A 17,044-nucleotide genomic window follows, 5' to 3' on the forward strand; every position below is an offset into this window, starting at 1 on the left:
CGTCGCACAGCCCGGCAGCCGGACCGGCCGGTTGCGGTTTTATGGCATTGACTCGTCCACGGTGATCGACGTCGCGGTGAAGCTGCCGTCCGCGCCGGCGGTACCGCGCACGGTCACCTTCATCTGCGGCTTGAGCGCGCTGCTCGTCACGACCGCGAGCCGGTGGATCGACGCAGACGGCGGCACCGCGATCTTCCAGACCTGACCTTGGTAGCTCAGCGCTACCGTCCGGCCGGACACCGCCGACACGTACTGCGTCACGACCGCATTGGTCATGGTGTCCCCCGAGTCCATCAGCCACTGGCCCTCTCGGGCCCGGCCCTTGAACTCCGGCGGGAAGATGTTGATCGAGACGGCTGTGAGCGATCCATCCGCACCCTTCTTCGCGTCCACCCCGATGAAGTCGCCGCTCTTGATGTCAGACAGGGGGACCGTGCTGCGGCTGATGAAGTTCGTTGTCTCGGTGGTCTTGACCGTCTTCGTACCGTCGGCGGTGGTCAGGACCACGGCTCCGGGTGCCGCCGACGCGATCGTGCCGGCGAGCGTCGTTGTCGCTTGAGCGGCGCCGTTTTCGGGGGCCGCGCTGAGCGCACCCGCCACGACGGCGAGCGCCGCGAGCATGGGGAGTAGCGCGAGCCGGCTCTTGTGGTGTTGCATGCGGTGCACCTCCGGGTGTCGTCTCAAGGTCCGTCGAGACCGGCGCCATTCTAGCACATCCCGGTTGTCGGTTCGTCACATTTGGTTAACGAGTCGACCACCCGGCGCACCTGGGGCGTGTGCGGGATGCGCACACGGCTCCGGCGAAACTCTTAGCCCGTACCGTGCGGATCCCGCGAGACCGAGCAGGCCCGGCACGGAGGAGTTCACGTGCGCGTCCATCGATCGACCACAGTGGCCAGCGACCGACGACAAGCCGCGGTCCCAACCGCAGAGGCGGCCCCGACGGCACGGTGGACTGCCCTCGCACTGATCGCGGCCGCGCAGGTCGGGGCGATGAGCACTTGGTTCAGTGCGGCCGCCGTCGGTCCGGCCTTGGCGGCGGCGTGGCACCTGTCCGGCCCGCAGCTCGCGCTGCTGACCGTGGGCGTACAGCTCGGGTTCGTCGCGGGGGCGCTCGCGCTTGCGGTCGGCGGGATCGCGGACGTGTTCCCCACGCGCGGGGTGTTCGTCGTCGCGGCGGTCCTGGCCGCGGCCACGAACGCGTCGATGCTGTTGGCCGGCGGGGACATGCGGATCGCGCTTCCGCTTCGCTTCGCCCTCGGCGTCGTCCTCGCCGGCGTCTACCCCACGGGGATGAAGCTCATGGCGGGGTGGTTTCGTGAAGGGCGGGGCTTCGCGATCGGCACGCTCGTCGGGGCCTTGACGCTTGGGGCGGCGCTCCCCCACCTGTTCGCGGGCCTCGGTGCGGCAACGTCCACCTCCTGGCAGGGCGTGATCGTGGCGACGAGCGTCGGGGCGCTCGTGTCGGCCGCCGTGATGGCCGCGTTCGTCCGGCCCGGGCCGTTCGAGGCGCCGGCGGCCCGCCTTGACCTCGGGTGGGCGCTGCGGGCGCTTCGCGATCCTGCGCTCAGGCTCGCGAATTTCGGCTACTACGGCCACATGTGGGAGCTATATGCTATGTGGACGTGGATCCCGGCGTTCCTGCTCGCCAGCCTGCGGGCGTCCGCAGGCGCCGCGGATCCGCCCGGCGTGGGGCGCGTCGCCAGCTTGGCTGCGGCCTTGGTGATCGCCGCGGGCGCGGGGGGGTGTGTCGCGGCGGGGTGGGTCGCCGACCGCATCGGCCGAACCTACACCACCGCGGGCGCCATGGCGTTGAGCGGGACCTGCGCGATCGCCACGGGACTGCTTTTCGGGCGCGCGCCGGCGCTGGTCATCGGCGTGGCGGTCGTCTGGGGGATCGCCGTCATCGCCGACTCGGCCCAGTTTTCCGCGGCGATCAGCGAACTCTCCGAACCTCAACGCGTGGGCAGCTCACTCGCGCTTCAGACGTCGGTGGGCTTCCTGCTCACCGCGGCCAGCATTCAGGTCCTACCGTACGTCGCGCGCACGGCGGGATGGCCCGCAGCCTTCCTGCTCCTGAGCGCCGGCCCGGCGGCAGGCACGATCTCGATGCTGCGTCTGCGCGCCAGGCCGGAGGCGGCCCGTCTCGCCGGCGGGCGCCGCTAGGGTGGACCCGGCGCCCGCCGATTCGCCTTAGCGCTTTTCCTCCGCAGGCATCTTCGTCGGATACGTATGCACCGGGTGCCGCCCGTCCCCGCGGAGCACATCGAGCGTAAGCCGAGCACCGACCGCGTGTCCTCCGACGGCTAGCAGGAGGTCGTCCAACGTGGCCAAGGGGCGCCCGTTCGCGCCGACGAGGAGATCGCCCGGCTTCAGGCCGGCGGTCGCGGCGGCGCTTCCGGGTTGCACCTCGGTGAGCCGCACCGCTGTCGGCGCCTCGACCCCCGCGGCCACGGCGATGCGGCGGTCCAACGTCACGGTTTGCGCCGATACGCCCAGGTACGCGCGCTGGACGCGTCCATACCGGATCAGCTGGGACGCGACCCAGGTCGCGGTGTTGATCGGAATCGCGAAGCAGAGCCCCTGCGACCCTGCGATCACCGCGGTGTTGACGCCGATCACCAGCCCGCGGGCGTCGGCGAGCGGACCGCCCGAGTTCCCTGGGTTCAGCGCCGCGTCGGTCTGAATGACGTTCTCGATCAGGCGCCCGCTCTCGGCGCGGAGTGTACGGCCGAGCGCACTCACGACGCCGGCCGTGACCGTGGCCTGGAATCCGAGCGGACTCCCCATGGCGACGACCAGCTGGCCGACTCGCAGGCGCGACGAATCCCCGAGCGCCGCGGCCGCCAGTCTTCCCTCCGCCACCCGGACGACCGCTAGGTCGGTCGGCGGGTCGTTCCCGACAACCTCCGCGGCCAACGCGCGGCCGTCGGCCAGCCGCACTTCGACGCGGGCGGATCCGTTCACGACGTGACTGTTAGTCAAGATGTACCCGTCCGGTGCGATGATCACCCCGCTGCCGCCGCCGCGCAGTTCGTGCAGGCCCCGCCGCCGCAGCCGTTCGGGAGCCGGACGCGCGACCGCCAAACTGGCGACTGCCGGGCCGAGTCGATCGACCGCTCCGATCACCGTTCGGGAGTAGGCGTCCAGTGCCGCCGCTTCATCGCCGGCGGCACCCGGCCCGCTTCCCGCCGGCGCCGTTCCGTTCGCTTCGTGCATCAGAAGTTGCGCCGTTTCCATGATCTCCTCCCGCCGTCAGATGCCCATCGGCGACTCGTTCTCCCTTTACAACGTTCCCGAGGGCCGCCCCTATTTCACGCAGCCGCGGACGTGTCCGACGCGATGTCCCCCGCGCACGGTCGCTACCCGAGCGCGCACGGCAGGGGCCGATATGCCCTCGTCGAAGTCGATTAAGTTACCGTGGGAACGCCGCCGAGGGCCCGGATGCGGGCGTGGCGTTCCCCTGTGGAGGTGGTTCGGTGAACAGCGATGTTCAGGATCTCAGACTCGCCTCGTCGGGCTGGGATCGGATCAGCTGGGCGGACGGTGAGATGCCGGTGTTGCGGGCGGTGCGCGATCGCTTTTTGAACGAGAAGCCGCTTGCCGGTGTCAGGATTGCGGCCTGCCTGCACGTCACGACCGAAACGGCCAATCTGATGCGGACGCTGCGGGACGGAGGCGCGCAGGTGGCGTTGTGCGCCAGCAACCCGCTGTCCACGCAAGACGACGTGGCGGCGGCGCTCGTTGCGGAGTGGCACCTGCCGGTGTTCGCGCGTCGCGGCGAAGATCGCGACACGTACTACCGTCATATCCATCAAGCGCTCGACACGAAGCCGCACCTGACCATGGACGATGGCGCCGACCTCGTTTCGACGATCCACAACGACCGGACCGAGTTGCTGGCCGGCGTGCTCGGGGGAAGCGAGGAAACCACGACGGGCGTGGTCCGCCTGCGTAGCATGGCCAGGGCCGGCGTGCTCCGGTATCCGATCGTGGCGGTCAACGACGCGCTGACGAAGCACTTGTTCGACAACCGCTACGGGACCGGCCAGTCCACGATCGACGGGTTGATCCGCGCAACGAACTTGCTGTTGGCGGGGCGGACGGTGACCGTGGCTGGCTACGGGAACTGCGGGCGCGGGCTGGCGTTGCGTGCGCGCGGGATGGGCGCGCACGTGATCGTCACGGAGGTCGATCCAACCCGGGCGCTCGAGGCTCACATGGACGGATACCGCGTGATGCCGATGCTCGACGCCGTGCACATTTCCGACATCGTGATCACCGTGACGGGCAACACCTCGGTGGTACGGCGCGAGCACTACGAGATGATGAAGGATCGAGCGGTCATCGCCAACTCCGGGCACTTCGACGTGGAGCTGGACCTGTCCGCGCTTGCGGACCTCGCCGAAGAGCGCCGGATCGTCCGCCCGCAGATCGAGGAGTTCCGCCTCCGCGACGGCCGGCGGATCTACGTGCTGGCCGAAGGCCGGCTTCTCAACTTGGCGGCCGCCGAGGGACATCCGGCGTCCGTCATGGATATGAGCTTTGCGAATCAGGCACTCGTGATGGAGTACCTGGCGCAGAATGCCCGCACGCTGGGTCCTGAGGTCTATCCGGTCCCGTCGGTGATCGACCGCCAGATCGCGGCCCTGAAGCTGGCCGCAGCCGGCGTGACGATCGACCGTCTCACCCCGGCGCAGGAGCGCTACCTCAACTCGTGGGAGGAAGGCACATGATTCCGGCGGACGCACCGGGGCGCGCGGGGTCCGCGCAGCCGCCAACGCCGGCCCTCCGGCTGGCCGAGCGGATGGGGCGGCTCGGCACCGAGACCGCGTTCGAGGTGTTTGCGCGGGCCAGGGCGCTCGAGGCACAGGGCCGGTCGGTCGTCCATCTGGAGATCGGCGAGCCAGATTTCGACACCCCGGCGCACATCACGGAGGCGGGGATTCGCGCGCTGCGCGACGGGTTGACCCACTACACGCCGCCGTCGGGCCTGCCAGAGGCGCGCGAGGCGATTGCCGAGTACGTGTCCCGGACGCGCGGGATCGAAGTCGCACCCGATCATGTCGTGATCACACCGGGCGGCAAGCCGGTGATGTTCTTCCTGATCCTGGCCCTGGTCAACGCGGGCGACGAGGTGGTGCATCCCGACCCCGGATTCCCGATCTACGAGTCGGTCGCCCGGTTCGTCGGCGCGCGGCCGGTGCCGTGGGTGTTGCGCGAGGACCGCGGGTTTCGCGCGGATCCGGAGGACCTCCGTCGGCTGCTCTCGCCGAGAACGCGGCTTGTCATCCTGAACTCACCGCACAACCCGACGGCCGGGGTGCTCTCGCGCGAGGACCTTGAGGCGGTCGCGGAGATGGTCCGCGACCGGCCGATTACCGTCCTCTCCGATGAGATCTACGGACGGATCCTCTACGAGGGCACATTTGCCAGCCCAGCGTCGGTGCCTGGGCTGCAGGCTCAGACGGTGATTCTCGACGGCTTCAGCAAGACCTATGCGATGACCGGATGGCGGCTCGGGTACGGCGTGATGCGCCCCGATCTGGCCGCACGTCTCACGCAGTTGATGGTGAATTCCAACTCGTGCACCGCGGCGTTTACGCAGATGGCCGGGGTCGCCGCCCTGCGCGGGCCTCAGGACTCTGTCGACCGCATGGTCGCGGAGTTCCGCCGCCGGCGGGACGTGATCGTGGACGGCCTGAACCGCCTGCCTGGCGTCTCGTGCGGACAGCCTCACGGCGCGTTCTACGCGTTCCCGAACGTGCGCGGGGTGGACGCGGATTCCCTCCGGCTGCAGGATTACTTGCTGCAAGACGCGGGTGTCGCTGTGCTGTCCGGGACGTCGTTCGGATCGCACGGGCAGGGGTTCTTGCGGTTGAGCTACGCGAACTCCGTGGAGGCGATCACGGAGGCGCTGCGTCGCATCGGTGCCGCCCTCGAACGGTACGCGCCCCGCGCCCGCGCCTGACGACGCCGGCGCGTCAAGACGAGGTGCGTGAGGCTTCGGCCGGCACGTAGGTGTAGGCATCCACCGTGCGGCCGTCGTGCGTGCGAACCTCGATGACGACGCGCCGGTACTCGGTCCCCTCGTAGGCGTCGAGCGCCGCGAGCGCGGCGACATCCACCGTTTCGATCACCCGACCGTCCACACTCGCCCCGGTCGAGGGGTGGACCACGTGGTACCCGATCGATTCATCGAGGGTCCGGCGGTACCCCTCCAGGACCGCCCGCCGCCACGGAAGCCGACGCCCGACAAGGCGCGCGACGAGCGCGTCGTCTTGGAGCGTGCCGTACACGAATAATCGTGAGGGCGTCACACGACCCGCCCGCGTTGCTGCAGCCAGTCGCGCAGCGCTTCGCGTGCCGCGTCCCACCCCTGGCGGAGCGCTTCGCGCGCGACTGCGCGCTCGGCATCCTCTTCGCCGCCCCCCCGGCGGTGCCCCAGGGCGGCCCGCAGCCGGGCCTCCGCCACGGGCGCCGCGTCCTCGAACCGCATCCGCTCGAGCGCGGACCGCAACTCCTCCGGTGCGATGCTGCGGCCGACTTCTACCGGCAGATGCTCCAGCCGGTGCAGCAGTTCTAGGTGGCGCTGCGCGCTCCGTTGCTCCAGGGCCTCCAGGCCGTGCTGGAACACGTGCGTGGGATCCTTCTGCGGGCGGTCGCGGTAGCCGTCGATGAAGAACGCCGGGGGCTGGTTGAGCGCCTCGCACAGCCGCAGAAACGTCTCGAACTTCGGGAGCGCCTTGCCGCGTTCCCAATCGCCGACCGCGACGCCGCTGCGGAGCCCGAGCTGGCGCGCCAGTTGGGCTTGACTCAGCCGCGCGGCGTGCCGCGCTTCCTGAACTCGTTTCCCGAATGCGCGCCGAAGATCGGCGACGAACCGCTTCTCCATGCACTCAACGCCGCGGTCCCGTCCGCAACGTCCTCCCTTCGCTAGGTGCCTGCGGCGGCCGCACCACGCGCGACCGCCGCCACATTCAGAGGATACTCTCCCCTCTGCGAAAGTGCAATTGCTCAGAACAGCCGTTCCTGGACGCGCGGCCGGTGCATCCGTCGCACCGCCTCGCGCGCTGCGTCGAATGTCAATCCGCGCTCGGTCATCAGAGAGTGGATCGCCTTGCCGTCGTGCCCGGGTAGAAATCGCGCGCCCGGCGTGATCGTCGGATGGCCGCAGCCGCAGAGACACGGACCGCCGCCGTTCGCGCCGCGCGGGCTCTTCACCACGCGGCGATTGATCCAGCGTTGGAACTCACCCTCCTCGATGCGCCACGCGCGGCCCACGCGGATCGCGGGGAGCTCCCGCCGACGGAGGAGCCGCCGGATCGCCTCGGCGGACACGCGCAGCTGCGCGGCGACCTCATCGGGCGTGAGGAACTTCCGGGCCATGGTGCTCCTCTGTTGGCGGTCGGAGCGGCGTCTCCCTGCCTCGTGTTCGTGAGGCCCGCGCGGCGCGACCGGCATCCGTCGTGCTCGGTCCCGACGGATCCGTTGGGCAGGTGGCGGTTGGTGCGGCGGCGACTAGAGCCGGTCGAGCGATGACGCTGGGCTCAAGCCGAGGCCGCACGACGCGACCGGCAGGATCACTCCGGTGATCGCCGCGGTGGTGTTCGATGTCGGAGCGGAGCCCGGACCGAGCGATAACGAAATCGCGGCGGTCCAACCAGTCTGAACGCCCCACGTGCCCTGCATGGACGCGCCGCCCCCGAGCCCCACGGCGAGCCCGACGCTCGTACCCTGGCCCGGCCATTCGGCCGCGGACAGCGTGACCGACCCGGTGCGCAACTGCAACGAGGGAACGCCGCCGGTTGGTCCCACCAGGTATCCCACACCGAGCGGACCGAATCCCAGCGTCGCCTGGGTGGCCGCGACGACATCGCCGGTTTGCGTCAGCAGCGCGACGCTCGACAGTGTCACGTCCCCTGCCGCCACCGTCGCTTCTCCGATCGGGCCGAGCGTCGTGTCACCCACGACCATCATCATCCCGGTGCCGAGCGGCATCTGATACGCCAGCGCCCCCACGCTCTGGGTGGCCGTGACGTTCCAGCGATCCCACGCGACGTCCACTCCCGGGCCGCCCGCGATGCCCAGCAGCGCAAGCGGCGTGCTCAGCGTGTGCGACGCGGTCACCCGTCCGTCGCTGTCGGGAAAGTTCCAGAACGCCTGCCACTCGCCTGGCGACCACTTCACCCCCGTGGTCGGGTGCGGGAACGCCGCACCGGCCGGGCTCACCCCCACGACCTCGAGAGGGGTCGAACACATGCTTTCGGCAAACAGCTGATGCGGGTCGGCCGGCAAGACCTGCAGCGAGCGGGCTTCGATGCCGTCCGGCGAGGTCAGGATCAGGGTGGCCGTGCCGCGTTGGAGGCCCCAGAGGATGAGGTGATCGTCACCGGCCCACGCGCCGGCTACCCCCGTCGGCGCGACATCCACCTGCGTGATTCCTTGAGCCGGGACATCGATCACACCGCCGACCGGCATCGTCACCGCGACGAAGGGGGACGCGCCGGCCGGTGAGACGGGCGCGCCAGTGACCAGCGCGCCTGCCAGTGCAACGACGCGGAGCATTCGATTCAGAAGCGTTCGACGCCGATCGGAGGCACGTGTTCCTGGCATGGACGATCCCTGCTCGAGACCGCGGCGCCAGCGCCGCTGGGGATTGACGTGCACCCGCGTTCGCGGCGCCGCCTAGCCACGATGATACCACGCCCGCGCGGTGCGCGCCGTTCTCAGGGCGTCCCGTCGTCGGCGGCGCCGGGGTTACCACGGAGCCGTGCGCACCGGCCACGCGAGCATCGCGACGCGCAGCACGACAGTGCCACGCAATTGCGTCACCACGCGGAGAAACGCGGCCGTGGCGCTCGCGGTGTCCTGTACGACGCGGAAAGACAGCCAGAGCGCGGTCGCGCCGAGGACGAGCGCCGTACTCCACGCGCCCGCTCCCGCGGCATCCGCGGCCAACGCACCGGCTCCGGCGGCCGCGAGGAGTCCCCAGACCGAACACCGCGGCCACGACCACAGCAGCACCCGCTGGCGGCCGGCTCCGTGTTCCTCGATCGCGAGGCGGAGGCGCATCCCGCCGAGCGCACCCCCGCGTACCTCAAGATCCCATTCGTCGAAGTCCCCGCCCCGCGCCACCACGGCGCCTTCCTGTTGCAGATCGTGCTCCACCGTTTCCAGCCAGGTTTCGGCGGCCCTCCACCGTTCGCTCCAGACTGTGGACACCCGGGGCCACGGCGCCGTTGCGCCGGTGACCTGGTGGCGCCGCCACGGCGTCAGGCCGTTCCGGATGCGCCCGTACAGCCGGGCGGCGGGGTGGATCAAGTGGAGCAGCGTCATGATCGCGTGGCGCTGCGCCCGCTCGAGAGGCCCGCGCGGCGTGCGTTGCGACGAGAGCGACCGGGCGGCGCACGTCGCCGCGTGGACGCCCAGCGCCGCGACCGCGAGGAGCAGCACGGGGATCGCCATCCGCAGCGGGGCCCAGAGCGCACCGAGCGCGGACAGCCCGGCGAGGACCGCCACGACGAGATACCACTCCGGAACCGAGGGGAGGGACCACAGCGGATGAAACGGTGCCGCGTAGAGCGATTGATACGCCGCGAGCCCCCAAGTTCCATGGTAGACACGGCCGCGGCGCGGGGCCGCGGCGGGCTCGTACACGCGACCCTGCCACGCGAGGTGCCCGGCGGTGTTGTACTTCTGCGGCCACTTCTGCTCGAGCAGCGCCTCGGATTTGCCGTATCCGACCTGCTGCGTCCAGTACCGGGGGATTGTGTCCCGTCGCCGGTGCCAGACTACGGCGGTCGGGCTGAAGCCGAGTGTCCCGCCGGCGCCTTGGATGCGCCAGCAGATGTCCACGTCGTCGCCCGCGACACGGAAGCGCCGGTCAAAGCCTCCGATCGATTCCAGGGACGCGCGGCGAAACGCCATGTTGCATCCCGGGACGTGTTCCGCCTCGTCGTCCGTAAGCATGACGTGCGTGGGCGTGCCGGGCGCCACCGCGAGGCACTCTTCGATCACGCCCGGGGTGTGTGTCGGCCCCGCAGGAGGGCGATTCGGCCCACCGACCGCGGCATGCGCGGTGCGGCCAAAGGTCGTAGCGAGGTAGTACAGCCAGTGCGCCTCGGGGCTCGCGTCGTCGTCGAGGTACGCGATGATCTCCCCCGTGGCCTCCGCCAACCCGGCGTTGCGCGCTGCGCTAAGCCCCGCGCCGCCACCGTCGATCGTCTTGGCGCCGTACGCGCGGGCGATCGCCGCGGTGTCGTCCACGGAGCCATCGTCGACGACGATCACCTCATAGTCGGGATACTCCAACCGAACTACTCCCGCGAGGCACTCCCCGATGGTGCGCGCCCCGTTCCGGCTGCACACGATGACGGAGATCCGCGGCCAGCTCAGGTGCCGGGCGAACGGCGTGTCCTTGAGCGCGGCGCAGACGGCGGCCATGCCGGGCTTGGGCGCCCGGTCCCGGTCGGTCAAGCCGAACGCCCACTCCTCGATGTCGTATCCTCCCCGATGCCACTCGTCTGTCCACGCGAACACACACACGCCGGTACATCCCGCCGCGAACGCCGCCCGCGCCTGGCCTGCGACGACCGTGTAGGCCGTCGCGCCGTGGCTGGCGGTGTCGCACCCGATCTCCGTGAGCACCAGGGGACGGTCCCCGGCGATGTTCTGCAGACGGCCGACGTAGGACTCGAACCGGCTCTGCGATTCAAGGTAGACGTTGAAACAGACCAGGTCCAGGAACGGCAGGTCCAAGTACTCGGTGGTGGGGTAGTTCACATACGTGACGAGGCTTCCGGGATCCTCGGCCTTCGCCGCGTTGTACAGACGCCGGATGTAGCGCTCGATGCGCCGTGCTCCGTGCCAGCGGACGATCGACGCCGGGATCTCGTTGCCGACCGCGTAGCCTAGGACGGCCGGATGGCCAGCGCATCTCCGCACGCCGGCACGCACCCCGGTGACGATATCTCGTGCGCGAGCGCGATCGTCGAGGAACGCGATGTGCTGTTCCCAGGGGATCCCCACCAGTACCCGCAGGCCTCGTTGTTGGGCGGCATCCAACAACCACAGCGGGGGGACGGTGTAGGTGCGCACCACGTTGAACCCGTGCGCCGCCATGCGTTCGAAATCCGCAACGACGACATCGCGCGCGGGATACTCGATTCCGTCCTCGCGAGGGCGGAACGGCCCGTAGGTGACGCCTCGGATCCACAGCGGCCGGTCGCCGACGCGGACGAACTTCCCGGTCACCCGGGGGCGCGGCGGTACCTCGGCGGAGGGCCGCGCGACGGGCGGAGACGTTGTCGCGCTACGCGCCATGACGTGTGGGGCTGGCCGGCGGCGCCGGTCGCAGCGGGGTGACGGCTCGGCCGTGCGTCCGTCGCTGCCCGCGGCGAGGACATCCGGCGGCGGTACCGCAAGCGGCGCTGCCGGACGATGAAGCCGGCGGCCGCCGCTTGCGCATCAGGGGCATCGTCACGCGGTTGATGGCTCCTCCGAACCTGCTCGACTGTTGGATCGCGATGAACCGGCGGCGTTGCGAGGTCCGTCGGGAAGGCGGTCGTGCGGCGATCCTTGACTCACCGCCGCGGCGCGACCGCGGTCCCTTCGCGTTCCCTATTGATGTGATACCCACGAATCGCCGATCCAAACCTCGGTCTAGCGTTCCGTCCGGCGGGATGGGGAGGCGGCGGACCGCCAATGTACGTGTTCTGCGTAACCCTCAGAGAGGTGTTCTGAATAGGTGTTTCGGGTAAGTATTATAAGTATTAATGGTACGCATCATGAGGACCCCGCTGCTGTTGCTTCGATATCTGCGGCCGCACTGGCGCGAAGCGCTGGGCGTATTTGCGACGATGCTCGTGACGATCGGCATCGATGTACTCCGTCCGTGGCCGACGAAGCTCCTGGTCGACCAGGTGCTGGGACATCAGCCGCTGCCGGCCTGGCTGCGGGGCGTCGCGGGCGCGTCGCCCGCCGCAAGCGGCGCCGGGCTGCTGCTGTGGGTCTGCGTCGGTACCGTGCTGATCTTTGCCGTCGGCGCGGTCTCGTCGATGGTCGAGACCACCGCCGCCGTGCGGCTCGGCCAACGCATGGTGTACGATCTCGGCGCCGATTTGTTCTCGCATCTGCAACGCCTGTCGCTGACGTTCCATCGTCGCCGGCCGGTCGGGGACACGATCTCGCGCGTGACCGTGGATTCCTATTGCGTGCAAGCCCTGTTGAACGGCGCCCTGCACCCGCTGCTGCGCTCCGTGGGTACGCTGGCCGCGATGTTCGCGGTGATGTGGCGGCTCGAGCCGCGCATGACCGCCCTCTCTCTGCTGGTCACCCCGCTGCTGGCGCTGACCATCCGTGTGTGCGGCGAGTCGATGCGGGTTCGGCACCGGCGGCGGCGCGATCTGGAAGGGCGCATGATGTCCGTGGTGGAGCAGACCATGAACGCGATCGCGGCCGTGCAGGCGTTCGCACGCGAGGAGACGGAACAGGCCCGCTTTCGCGCCTACGCAAAGGACACGGCGTCCGCCTACGTACGCGCCACGCAGGCGGACGCGCGTTTCGGTCTGTTCGTCGGCCTGGTCACGGCGGTTGGGACCGCTGCGGTGATGTGGGTGGGCGCGGTGGATGTGCTTCACGGCCGAACCACCGTCGGAACGCTGCTCGTGTTTCTCGCGTACCTCGCGGCGCTCTACGTCCCGCTCCACGCGAGCACCTCCACGGCGTCCACGGTGCAATCCGCCGCGGCGGCCGCGGAACGCGTGCTGGAGTTGCTCGACACGGCGCCCGAGGTGCGGGACGGCCCCGACGTCCTCGATGGGCGCGTGCGCGGGCACATCCGCTACGAGCACGTGACGTTCGGGTACGAGCCCGGGCGTCCGGCGCTGCGGGAGGTCTCGTTCGACGTGCACCCGGGCGAGATGGTGGCCATCGTGGGTCCCACCGGTGCGGGCAAGAGCACGCTCGCGAACCTGCTTGTGCGGTTCTACGATCCGTGGTCCGGCCGAATCACGATCGACGGCCACGACCTGGCCCGGCTTCGCGTGCGGTCGCTGCGCCAGCAGATCGCGATCGTGCTGCAGGACCCGTTCATCTTTCCCCTGACGGTTGCGGAGAACATCGGCTACGGGCGGCCGAACGCGACGCGTGAGGTGATCGTCGCCGCCGCGGTCGCCGCGAACGCCGACGCGTTCATCCGGCGTTTGCCGGACGGATATGACACCGTCCTCGGGGAGAAGGGCGCGACCCTGTCGGGCGGCGAGAAACAGCGTCTGTCCATCGCGCGGGCGTTTGTGAAGGACGCGCCGATCCTGATCCTCGACGAACCGACCTCGGCGGTGGACGCGCTCACGGAGGCGGGGTTGCTCGCGGCGTTGGAGCGGCTGGGGAAGCACCGCACGACGTTCGTGATCGCCCACCGGCTCTCCACGATCCGGCGGGCCGACCGGATCCTGGTCCTCGACGAGGGCGCCGTCGTCGAGGAGGGGCGGCACGCCGACCTGATGGACCGGAACGGCCTCTACGCGAGGTTGTGCCGCCAGCAGACGGTGTTCGTCCCACACGACCCGGCGCTCGCGAGCCATGGCGCGCCCGGCGGGTCGGCGGACGCATGACCCGGCGTCCGCGCCTGGTCGTGATGGGCATCGCGGGCCGGCTGCCGTTTGCCGGCGTTGCGTGGCAGACGCTCCATTACCTCGAGGGGTTCCGGCGGCTCGGCTGCGATGTTGCCTACGTTGAGGACACGGGCGCGTGGCCGTATGACGCGGAGCGCAACACGGTGACGGACGACCCCAGCTATACGGTCGCGTACCTGGCGCGTCTGATGGCCCGACGCGGCCTTGATGCACAGTGGGCGTTTCGTGCCGCGTCGCGAGGGCGGCGGGTGTACGGCATGAACGAGCGCCGGCTCACCGATCTGTTCGAGGGCGCCGACGCGCTCATCAATCTTTCGGGAGCGACCATGCTTGGCGACGAGCACCTCCGCGTGCCCGTGCGCGTTTACCTCGAGACGGATCCCGTGCGGAGCCAGATCGAGGTCGCCAAGGGAGATGCGGAGGCGATTGCGATGCTCGAGACGCACACGCACCACTTCACGTACGGGGAGAACCTGGGCGCGCCGGACTGCGGCGTGCCCGTCGAGCGGTTCACGTGGTCGGGGACGCGTCCCGCCGTGGTCCTCGATTGGTGGAACCCGGGCCCCCCGCCGTCCGACGACGCGCCCCTGACCACCGTGGCCAACTGGAGTCAGTCCAACGACGTCGAGTGGAACGGTGAGACCTATCGGTGGAGCAAGCACGAGGAGTTTCTGAAGTTCATCGAGCTTCCCCGCCACGCCGCGGTGCCGTTCGAGTTGACACTCGCGTGTGGCGACGCCGAGACGGTACGCAAACTCGCGGGGTATGGCTGGCGAGTGCGCGACGCCCTCGCCCTCTCCAGAGACCTCGACCCCTACCGTGAGTACATCCGCTCGTCGCGCGGGGAGTTTACCGTGGCGAAAGACCAGAACATCCGGCTGCGGAGCGGGTGGTTCAGCGACCGGAGCGCGTGCTACCTGGCGGCTGGCCGCCCGGTGATCACTCAGGACACCGGCTTCGGTAACGCGGTGCCGACCGGGCGCGGGTTGTTCGCGTTTCGCACGATGGAAGATATCGTGGAGAGTGTCGCTCGGATCAACGCCGACTACACCCTTCACGCCCGGGCGGCGCGGGAGATCGCGGAAGAGTACTTTGGCGCGGACCGCGTGCTGGCCGATGTCCTCCGGCGAATGGACGTGTAGCCGCCCGCGTCGAGCGCGGCCGGGAGACGCGATGGATCGCGTGGGGGGGGGCGGCGCTAGTGGCTGTGTTGCTGGTAGTCCCGAACGAGGCGCTGGTTGGTGTCGGCCGCGGAGATGATCTGCTGCCGCGATGCGTCCTGCGTCGATGCGACCGCCTTCTGTACCGCCGCCATATACGCGTCATGGGAGGCGAATCCCGTTGGTGCCAGCCCGTTGGCCGCGTACCCTTCTCCACCGATCAACATGCCGTTCGTGACGAGGGTGAACTCGATCCGAGCACCGAGGTAAACCCCGAAGAACAGCAGCGTCGTGCGATCTCCGTTGACCGTGAGCAGGATCTGGCCGTTGGTCGATCCGGCGGCGGTCGTCAACGAGAACGTCCCGCCGCCGGCGGACTTGCTGGCGCCGAGACCGTAGCGAAACTTGCCCGTCTTGATGGCCACGCCGCCGAGCGTGCCCGCGATCGTCCCGGAGTAGAAGGTTTGCACGTTCTGATCGTTGGGACTCCCGGGAGGCGGGATCACACCGCCGATGGGTGGTGTCTGGACCGCATTGGGGTCGGTCACCGAAAACCCCGGGAGCACCAGCGGGATCTTGAAGTTGAAATAGAGGGGGTAGGACGGCTGGGCCCCCAACGGGACGGGCGAGAGGGCGCACGCAGCCCACGCCAGCGTCAACACGGCGCCCCAGGTCGCCGCGAGTCGCCACATACGGGGTACGCAGACGCGTCGCATCGTGCCGTTCACCTCTTCTCATGGGTTCGTCGAGGCGGAGGATCGTCCCTCCGTTGCTTGTCATGCCATCGCAGGTGGTCGTATAATGTGAGTAAACCCAACGTTGATCGCTTGACTTGCACCGCACGTTTTGCCGGCACCGGTCCCTGGGGGAATGTACTTTGGGGTTCGCGGACAAGGCCCTCCAGTGTCTCGACTGCGGCAAGGAATTTGTCTTCACGGCGGGGGAACAAGAATTCTATGCCAAGAAGGGATTTACGAACGAGCCGTTGCGGTGCAAAGATTGCCGGGACGTCCGGAAGCGCTCTCGCGAGTCCGTCGCGGGACTGCCTCGCGAGATGTTCGACGCGATCCGCACGAAATGCGGGTCCAAGACACAGGTTCCGTTTCGGCCCCGAACCGACCGGCCAGTGTACTGCCCCGATTGCTTTCGTGAACTCCGCGCGCAGCAGCGCCGGGCGTAGGGGCAGCCACCAGTTCGTTGACGTGGGCGCAGCACTCACTCCGTGTACGTGGCGCGTGAACCCAAGAGCATGCCGTCGAGCCGTTATCGTCGATGGCCCGACGAGCGATGGTGTGCGTCCGTCGCCGGCGGACTTCCGGCGCGCGAATCGGCGGCAACACCGTCCGCCGATGTCCGTGGACACGGTCCCGCACGTCCGCAGGAACGGGCACGGTTGAGACACACGTGGGTCTCGTGACGCTCTGGTGCGGCCCGTTGCGTGCCGCGGCGCGCTCGTCGTGGCTTCGGCGCGTCGCGGTGCCCGCGCTCGCAGCGCTTGCGCTCGTAGCCTGCGGAGCTCGTACGGGGCAGGTACCCCCGCTCCCGGCGGCACCGCATGTCGCCGCCGTCGGGCCGACGGTGGACAAGATTCGCCGCGCCGGGGTGTTCCGAGTTGCCGTGGACCTGTCGTATCCACCGATGGCGTTTCGCCGGGACGGCGCGCCGGCCGGATTTGACATCGAGTTGGCGACGTTGCTCGCCAGATCGCTGGGCGTCCGGCTCGTGGTCGTTGATACACCGATCCTGACGGTCCGCGACGGAGTGCCGGCGGACACAGACGCGGTGGTTGGGGTCGCACCGCAGGCCGTCGTGCCTGGGCTACCGTCCGACCCGTATTACACGTCACAACAAGCCATCCTGTCCCAGGGGCGCAGCGCCGTCGGGTCGCTCGACGGACTGCGCGGCCTCCACGTGGCGGTGGCCGCCGGGAGCCGAGGGGTGGCGGTGGCGCAGGACGCGGGGGCGATCCCGGATCTCACCTACCTGCCCGAAGAGGCGCTTGCGGCGGTGGCGCAGGGCCGTGCGCGGGCTGCGGTCGCCGACGCCCCCCTGGTGCTCGACTATGCGGCCAGTCACGCCGGACTGCGGGTCGTCGGCGGCTTCGGCGCCCCCGTTCCGCGGGTCGTCGTCGTGTCGAAGGACGCCCCGGATCTGGCCTCGGCTGTCTCTGCCGCGGTGCACGCGCTCGATCGTGACGGAGGCCTCGGGCGGCTCCGGGCGCGGTGGCACCTGTAGCCGGCCGGTCCG

The 17,044-nt window shown here is 69.5% G+C and carries 15 protein-coding genes; 7 read left to right on the top strand and 8 right to left on the bottom strand.

All coding sequences use genetic code 11. The features are described 5' to 3' along the window. Positions 1–39: 39 nt before the first annotated feature. A complete protein-coding gene (locus VKZ50_15835; protein HLJ61198.1) occupies positions 40–657 on the bottom strand; it encodes a DUF5666 domain-containing protein in 618 nt (205 codons plus the stop codon). Positions 658–867: 210 nt separating this feature from the next. Here VKZ50_15835 and VKZ50_15840 point away from each other — a divergent pair, with 210 nt between their 5' ends. Continuing rightward, complete coding sequence (locus tag VKZ50_15840) at positions 868–2,166, top strand: MFS transporter (protein ID HLJ61199.1); 1,299 nt, start codon at positions 868–870, stop codon at positions 2,164–2,166. A 27-nt stretch (positions 2,167–2,193) separates the two neighbouring features. On the opposite strand, the gene VKZ50_15845 is transcribed toward VKZ50_15840, so the two are convergent. Then, a complete protein-coding gene (locus tag VKZ50_15845) occupies positions 2,194–3,240 on the bottom strand; it encodes a trypsin-like peptidase domain-containing protein (protein ID HLJ61200.1) in 1,047 nt (348 codons plus the stop codon). A 239-nt stretch (positions 3,241–3,479) separates the two neighbouring features. Here VKZ50_15845 and ahcY point away from each other — a divergent pair, with 239 nt between their 5' ends. Both ahcY and VKZ50_15855 read left to right on the top strand, forming a co-directional pair. After that, on the top strand, positions 3,480–4,736 hold the full coding sequence (gene ahcY, locus VKZ50_15850; GenBank protein ID HLJ61201.1) for an adenosylhomocysteinase: 1,257 nt from the start codon (positions 3,480–3,482) through the stop codon (positions 4,734–4,736). Next, a complete protein-coding gene (locus VKZ50_15855) occupies positions 4,733–5,971 on the top strand; it encodes a pyridoxal phosphate-dependent aminotransferase (GenBank protein ID HLJ61202.1) in 1,239 nt (412 codons plus the stop codon). Before ahcY ends, VKZ50_15855 begins: the two co-directional genes overlap by 4 nt. A gap of 13 nt (positions 5,972–5,984) precedes the next feature. On the opposite strand, the gene VKZ50_15860 is transcribed toward VKZ50_15855, so the two are convergent. The 5 genes from VKZ50_15860 to VKZ50_15880 all read right to left on the bottom strand — a co-directional run bounded on the left by VKZ50_15860 (position 5,985) and on the right by VKZ50_15880 (position 11,256). After that, entirely contained in the window at positions 5,985–6,320 is a 336-nt protein-coding gene (locus VKZ50_15860) for a gamma-glutamylcyclotransferase family protein (GenBank protein ID HLJ61203.1), read from the bottom strand. Then, positions 6,317–6,895 (bottom strand): helix-turn-helix transcriptional regulator, encoded by a 579-nt coding sequence (locus tag VKZ50_15865; GenBank protein HLJ61204.1) that lies wholly within the window; start codon positions 6,893–6,895, stop codon positions 6,317–6,319. Before VKZ50_15865 ends, VKZ50_15860 begins: the two co-directional genes overlap by 4 nt. A 122-nt stretch (positions 6,896–7,017) precedes the next feature. Further along, positions 7,018–7,389, bottom strand: a complete 372-nt coding sequence (locus VKZ50_15870) for a helix-turn-helix domain-containing protein (protein HLJ61205.1) — start codon at positions 7,387–7,389, stop codon at positions 7,018–7,020. Positions 7,390–7,521: 132 nt separating this feature from the next. Then, positions 7,522–8,616, bottom strand: a complete 1,095-nt coding sequence (locus VKZ50_15875; GenBank protein HLJ61206.1) for a hypothetical protein — start codon at positions 8,614–8,616, stop codon at positions 7,522–7,524. A 144-nt stretch (positions 8,617–8,760) separates the two neighbouring features. Further along, positions 8,761–11,256, bottom strand: a complete 2,496-nt coding sequence (locus VKZ50_15880; GenBank protein HLJ61207.1) for a glycosyltransferase — start codon at positions 11,254–11,256, stop codon at positions 8,761–8,763. A 533-nt stretch (positions 11,257–11,789) separates the two neighbouring features. Here VKZ50_15880 and VKZ50_15885 point away from each other — a divergent pair. Then, positions 11,790–13,616 carry an ABC transporter ATP-binding protein gene (locus VKZ50_15885; protein ID HLJ61208.1) on the top strand — a complete coding sequence of 609 codons (1,827 nt, stop codon included), beginning with the start codon at positions 11,790–11,792 and terminating at the stop codon, positions 13,614–13,616. Continuing rightward, positions 13,613–14,779 carry a hypothetical protein gene (locus tag VKZ50_15890; GenBank protein ID HLJ61209.1) on the top strand — a complete coding sequence of 389 codons (1,167 nt, stop codon included), beginning with the start codon at positions 13,613–13,615 and terminating at the stop codon, positions 14,777–14,779. The genes VKZ50_15885 and VKZ50_15890 overlap by 4 nt, the downstream gene beginning before the upstream one ends. 56 nt (positions 14,780–14,835) lie before the next feature. Here the strand turns inward: VKZ50_15890 and VKZ50_15895 are convergent, their stop codons facing one another. Next, on the bottom strand, positions 14,836–15,513 hold the full coding sequence (locus VKZ50_15895) for a hypothetical protein (protein HLJ61210.1): 678 nt from the start codon (positions 15,511–15,513) through the stop codon (positions 14,836–14,838). Between the two features lie 161 nt (positions 15,514–15,674). Between VKZ50_15895 and VKZ50_15900 the strand changes: the two genes are divergently transcribed. Continuing rightward, positions 15,675–15,977, top strand: coding sequence for a zinc-ribbon domain containing protein (locus VKZ50_15900; protein ID HLJ61211.1), 303 nt, complete (start codon positions 15,675–15,677; stop codon positions 15,975–15,977). A 233-nt stretch (positions 15,978–16,210) separates the two neighbouring features. Next, positions 16,211–17,032, top strand: a complete 822-nt coding sequence (locus tag VKZ50_15905) for a transporter substrate-binding domain-containing protein (protein HLJ61212.1) — start codon at positions 16,211–16,213, stop codon at positions 17,030–17,032. Positions 17,033–17,044: the final 12 nt, after the last annotated feature.

This window comes from bacterium, from assembly GCA_035295165.1.
Classification (GTDB): Bacteria; Sysuimicrobiota; Sysuimicrobiia; order Sysuimicrobiales; family Segetimicrobiaceae; genus JAJPIA01.

What these genes read in the sequence shown, in the direction of transcription:
- VKZ50_15865 (HLJ61204.1), bottom strand. Translation starts at nt 6,895, where the DNA reads ATGGAGAAGCGGTTCGTCGCCGATCTTCGGCGCGCATTCGGGAAACGA.
- VKZ50_15885 (HLJ61208.1), top strand. Translation starts at nt 11,790, where the DNA reads ATGAGGACCCCGCTGCTGTTGCTTCGATATCTGCGGCCGCACTGGCGC.
- VKZ50_15835 (HLJ61198.1), bottom strand. Translation starts at nt 657, where the DNA reads ATGCAACACCACAAGAGCCGGCTCGCGCTACTCCCCATGCTCGCGGCG.
- VKZ50_15895 (HLJ61210.1), bottom strand. Translation starts at nt 15,513, where the DNA reads ATGCGACGCGTCTGCGTACCCCGTATGTGGCGACTCGCGGCGACCTGG.
- VKZ50_15890 (HLJ61209.1), top strand. Translation starts at nt 13,613, where the DNA reads ATGACCCGGCGTCCGCGCCTGGTCGTGATGGGCATCGCGGGCCGGCTG.
- VKZ50_15875 (HLJ61206.1), bottom strand. Translation starts at nt 8,616, where the DNA reads ATGCCAGGAACACGTGCCTCCGATCGGCGTCGAACGCTTCTGAATCGA.
- VKZ50_15870 (HLJ61205.1), bottom strand. Translation starts at nt 7,389, where the DNA reads ATGGCCCGGAAGTTCCTCACGCCCGATGAGGTCGCCGCGCAGCTGCGC.
- VKZ50_15845 (HLJ61200.1), bottom strand. Translation starts at nt 3,240, where the DNA reads ATGGAAACGGCGCAACTTCTGATGCACGAAGCGAACGGAACGGCGCCG.
- VKZ50_15855 (HLJ61202.1), top strand. Translation starts at nt 4,733, where the DNA reads ATGATTCCGGCGGACGCACCGGGGCGCGCGGGGTCCGCGCAGCCGCCA.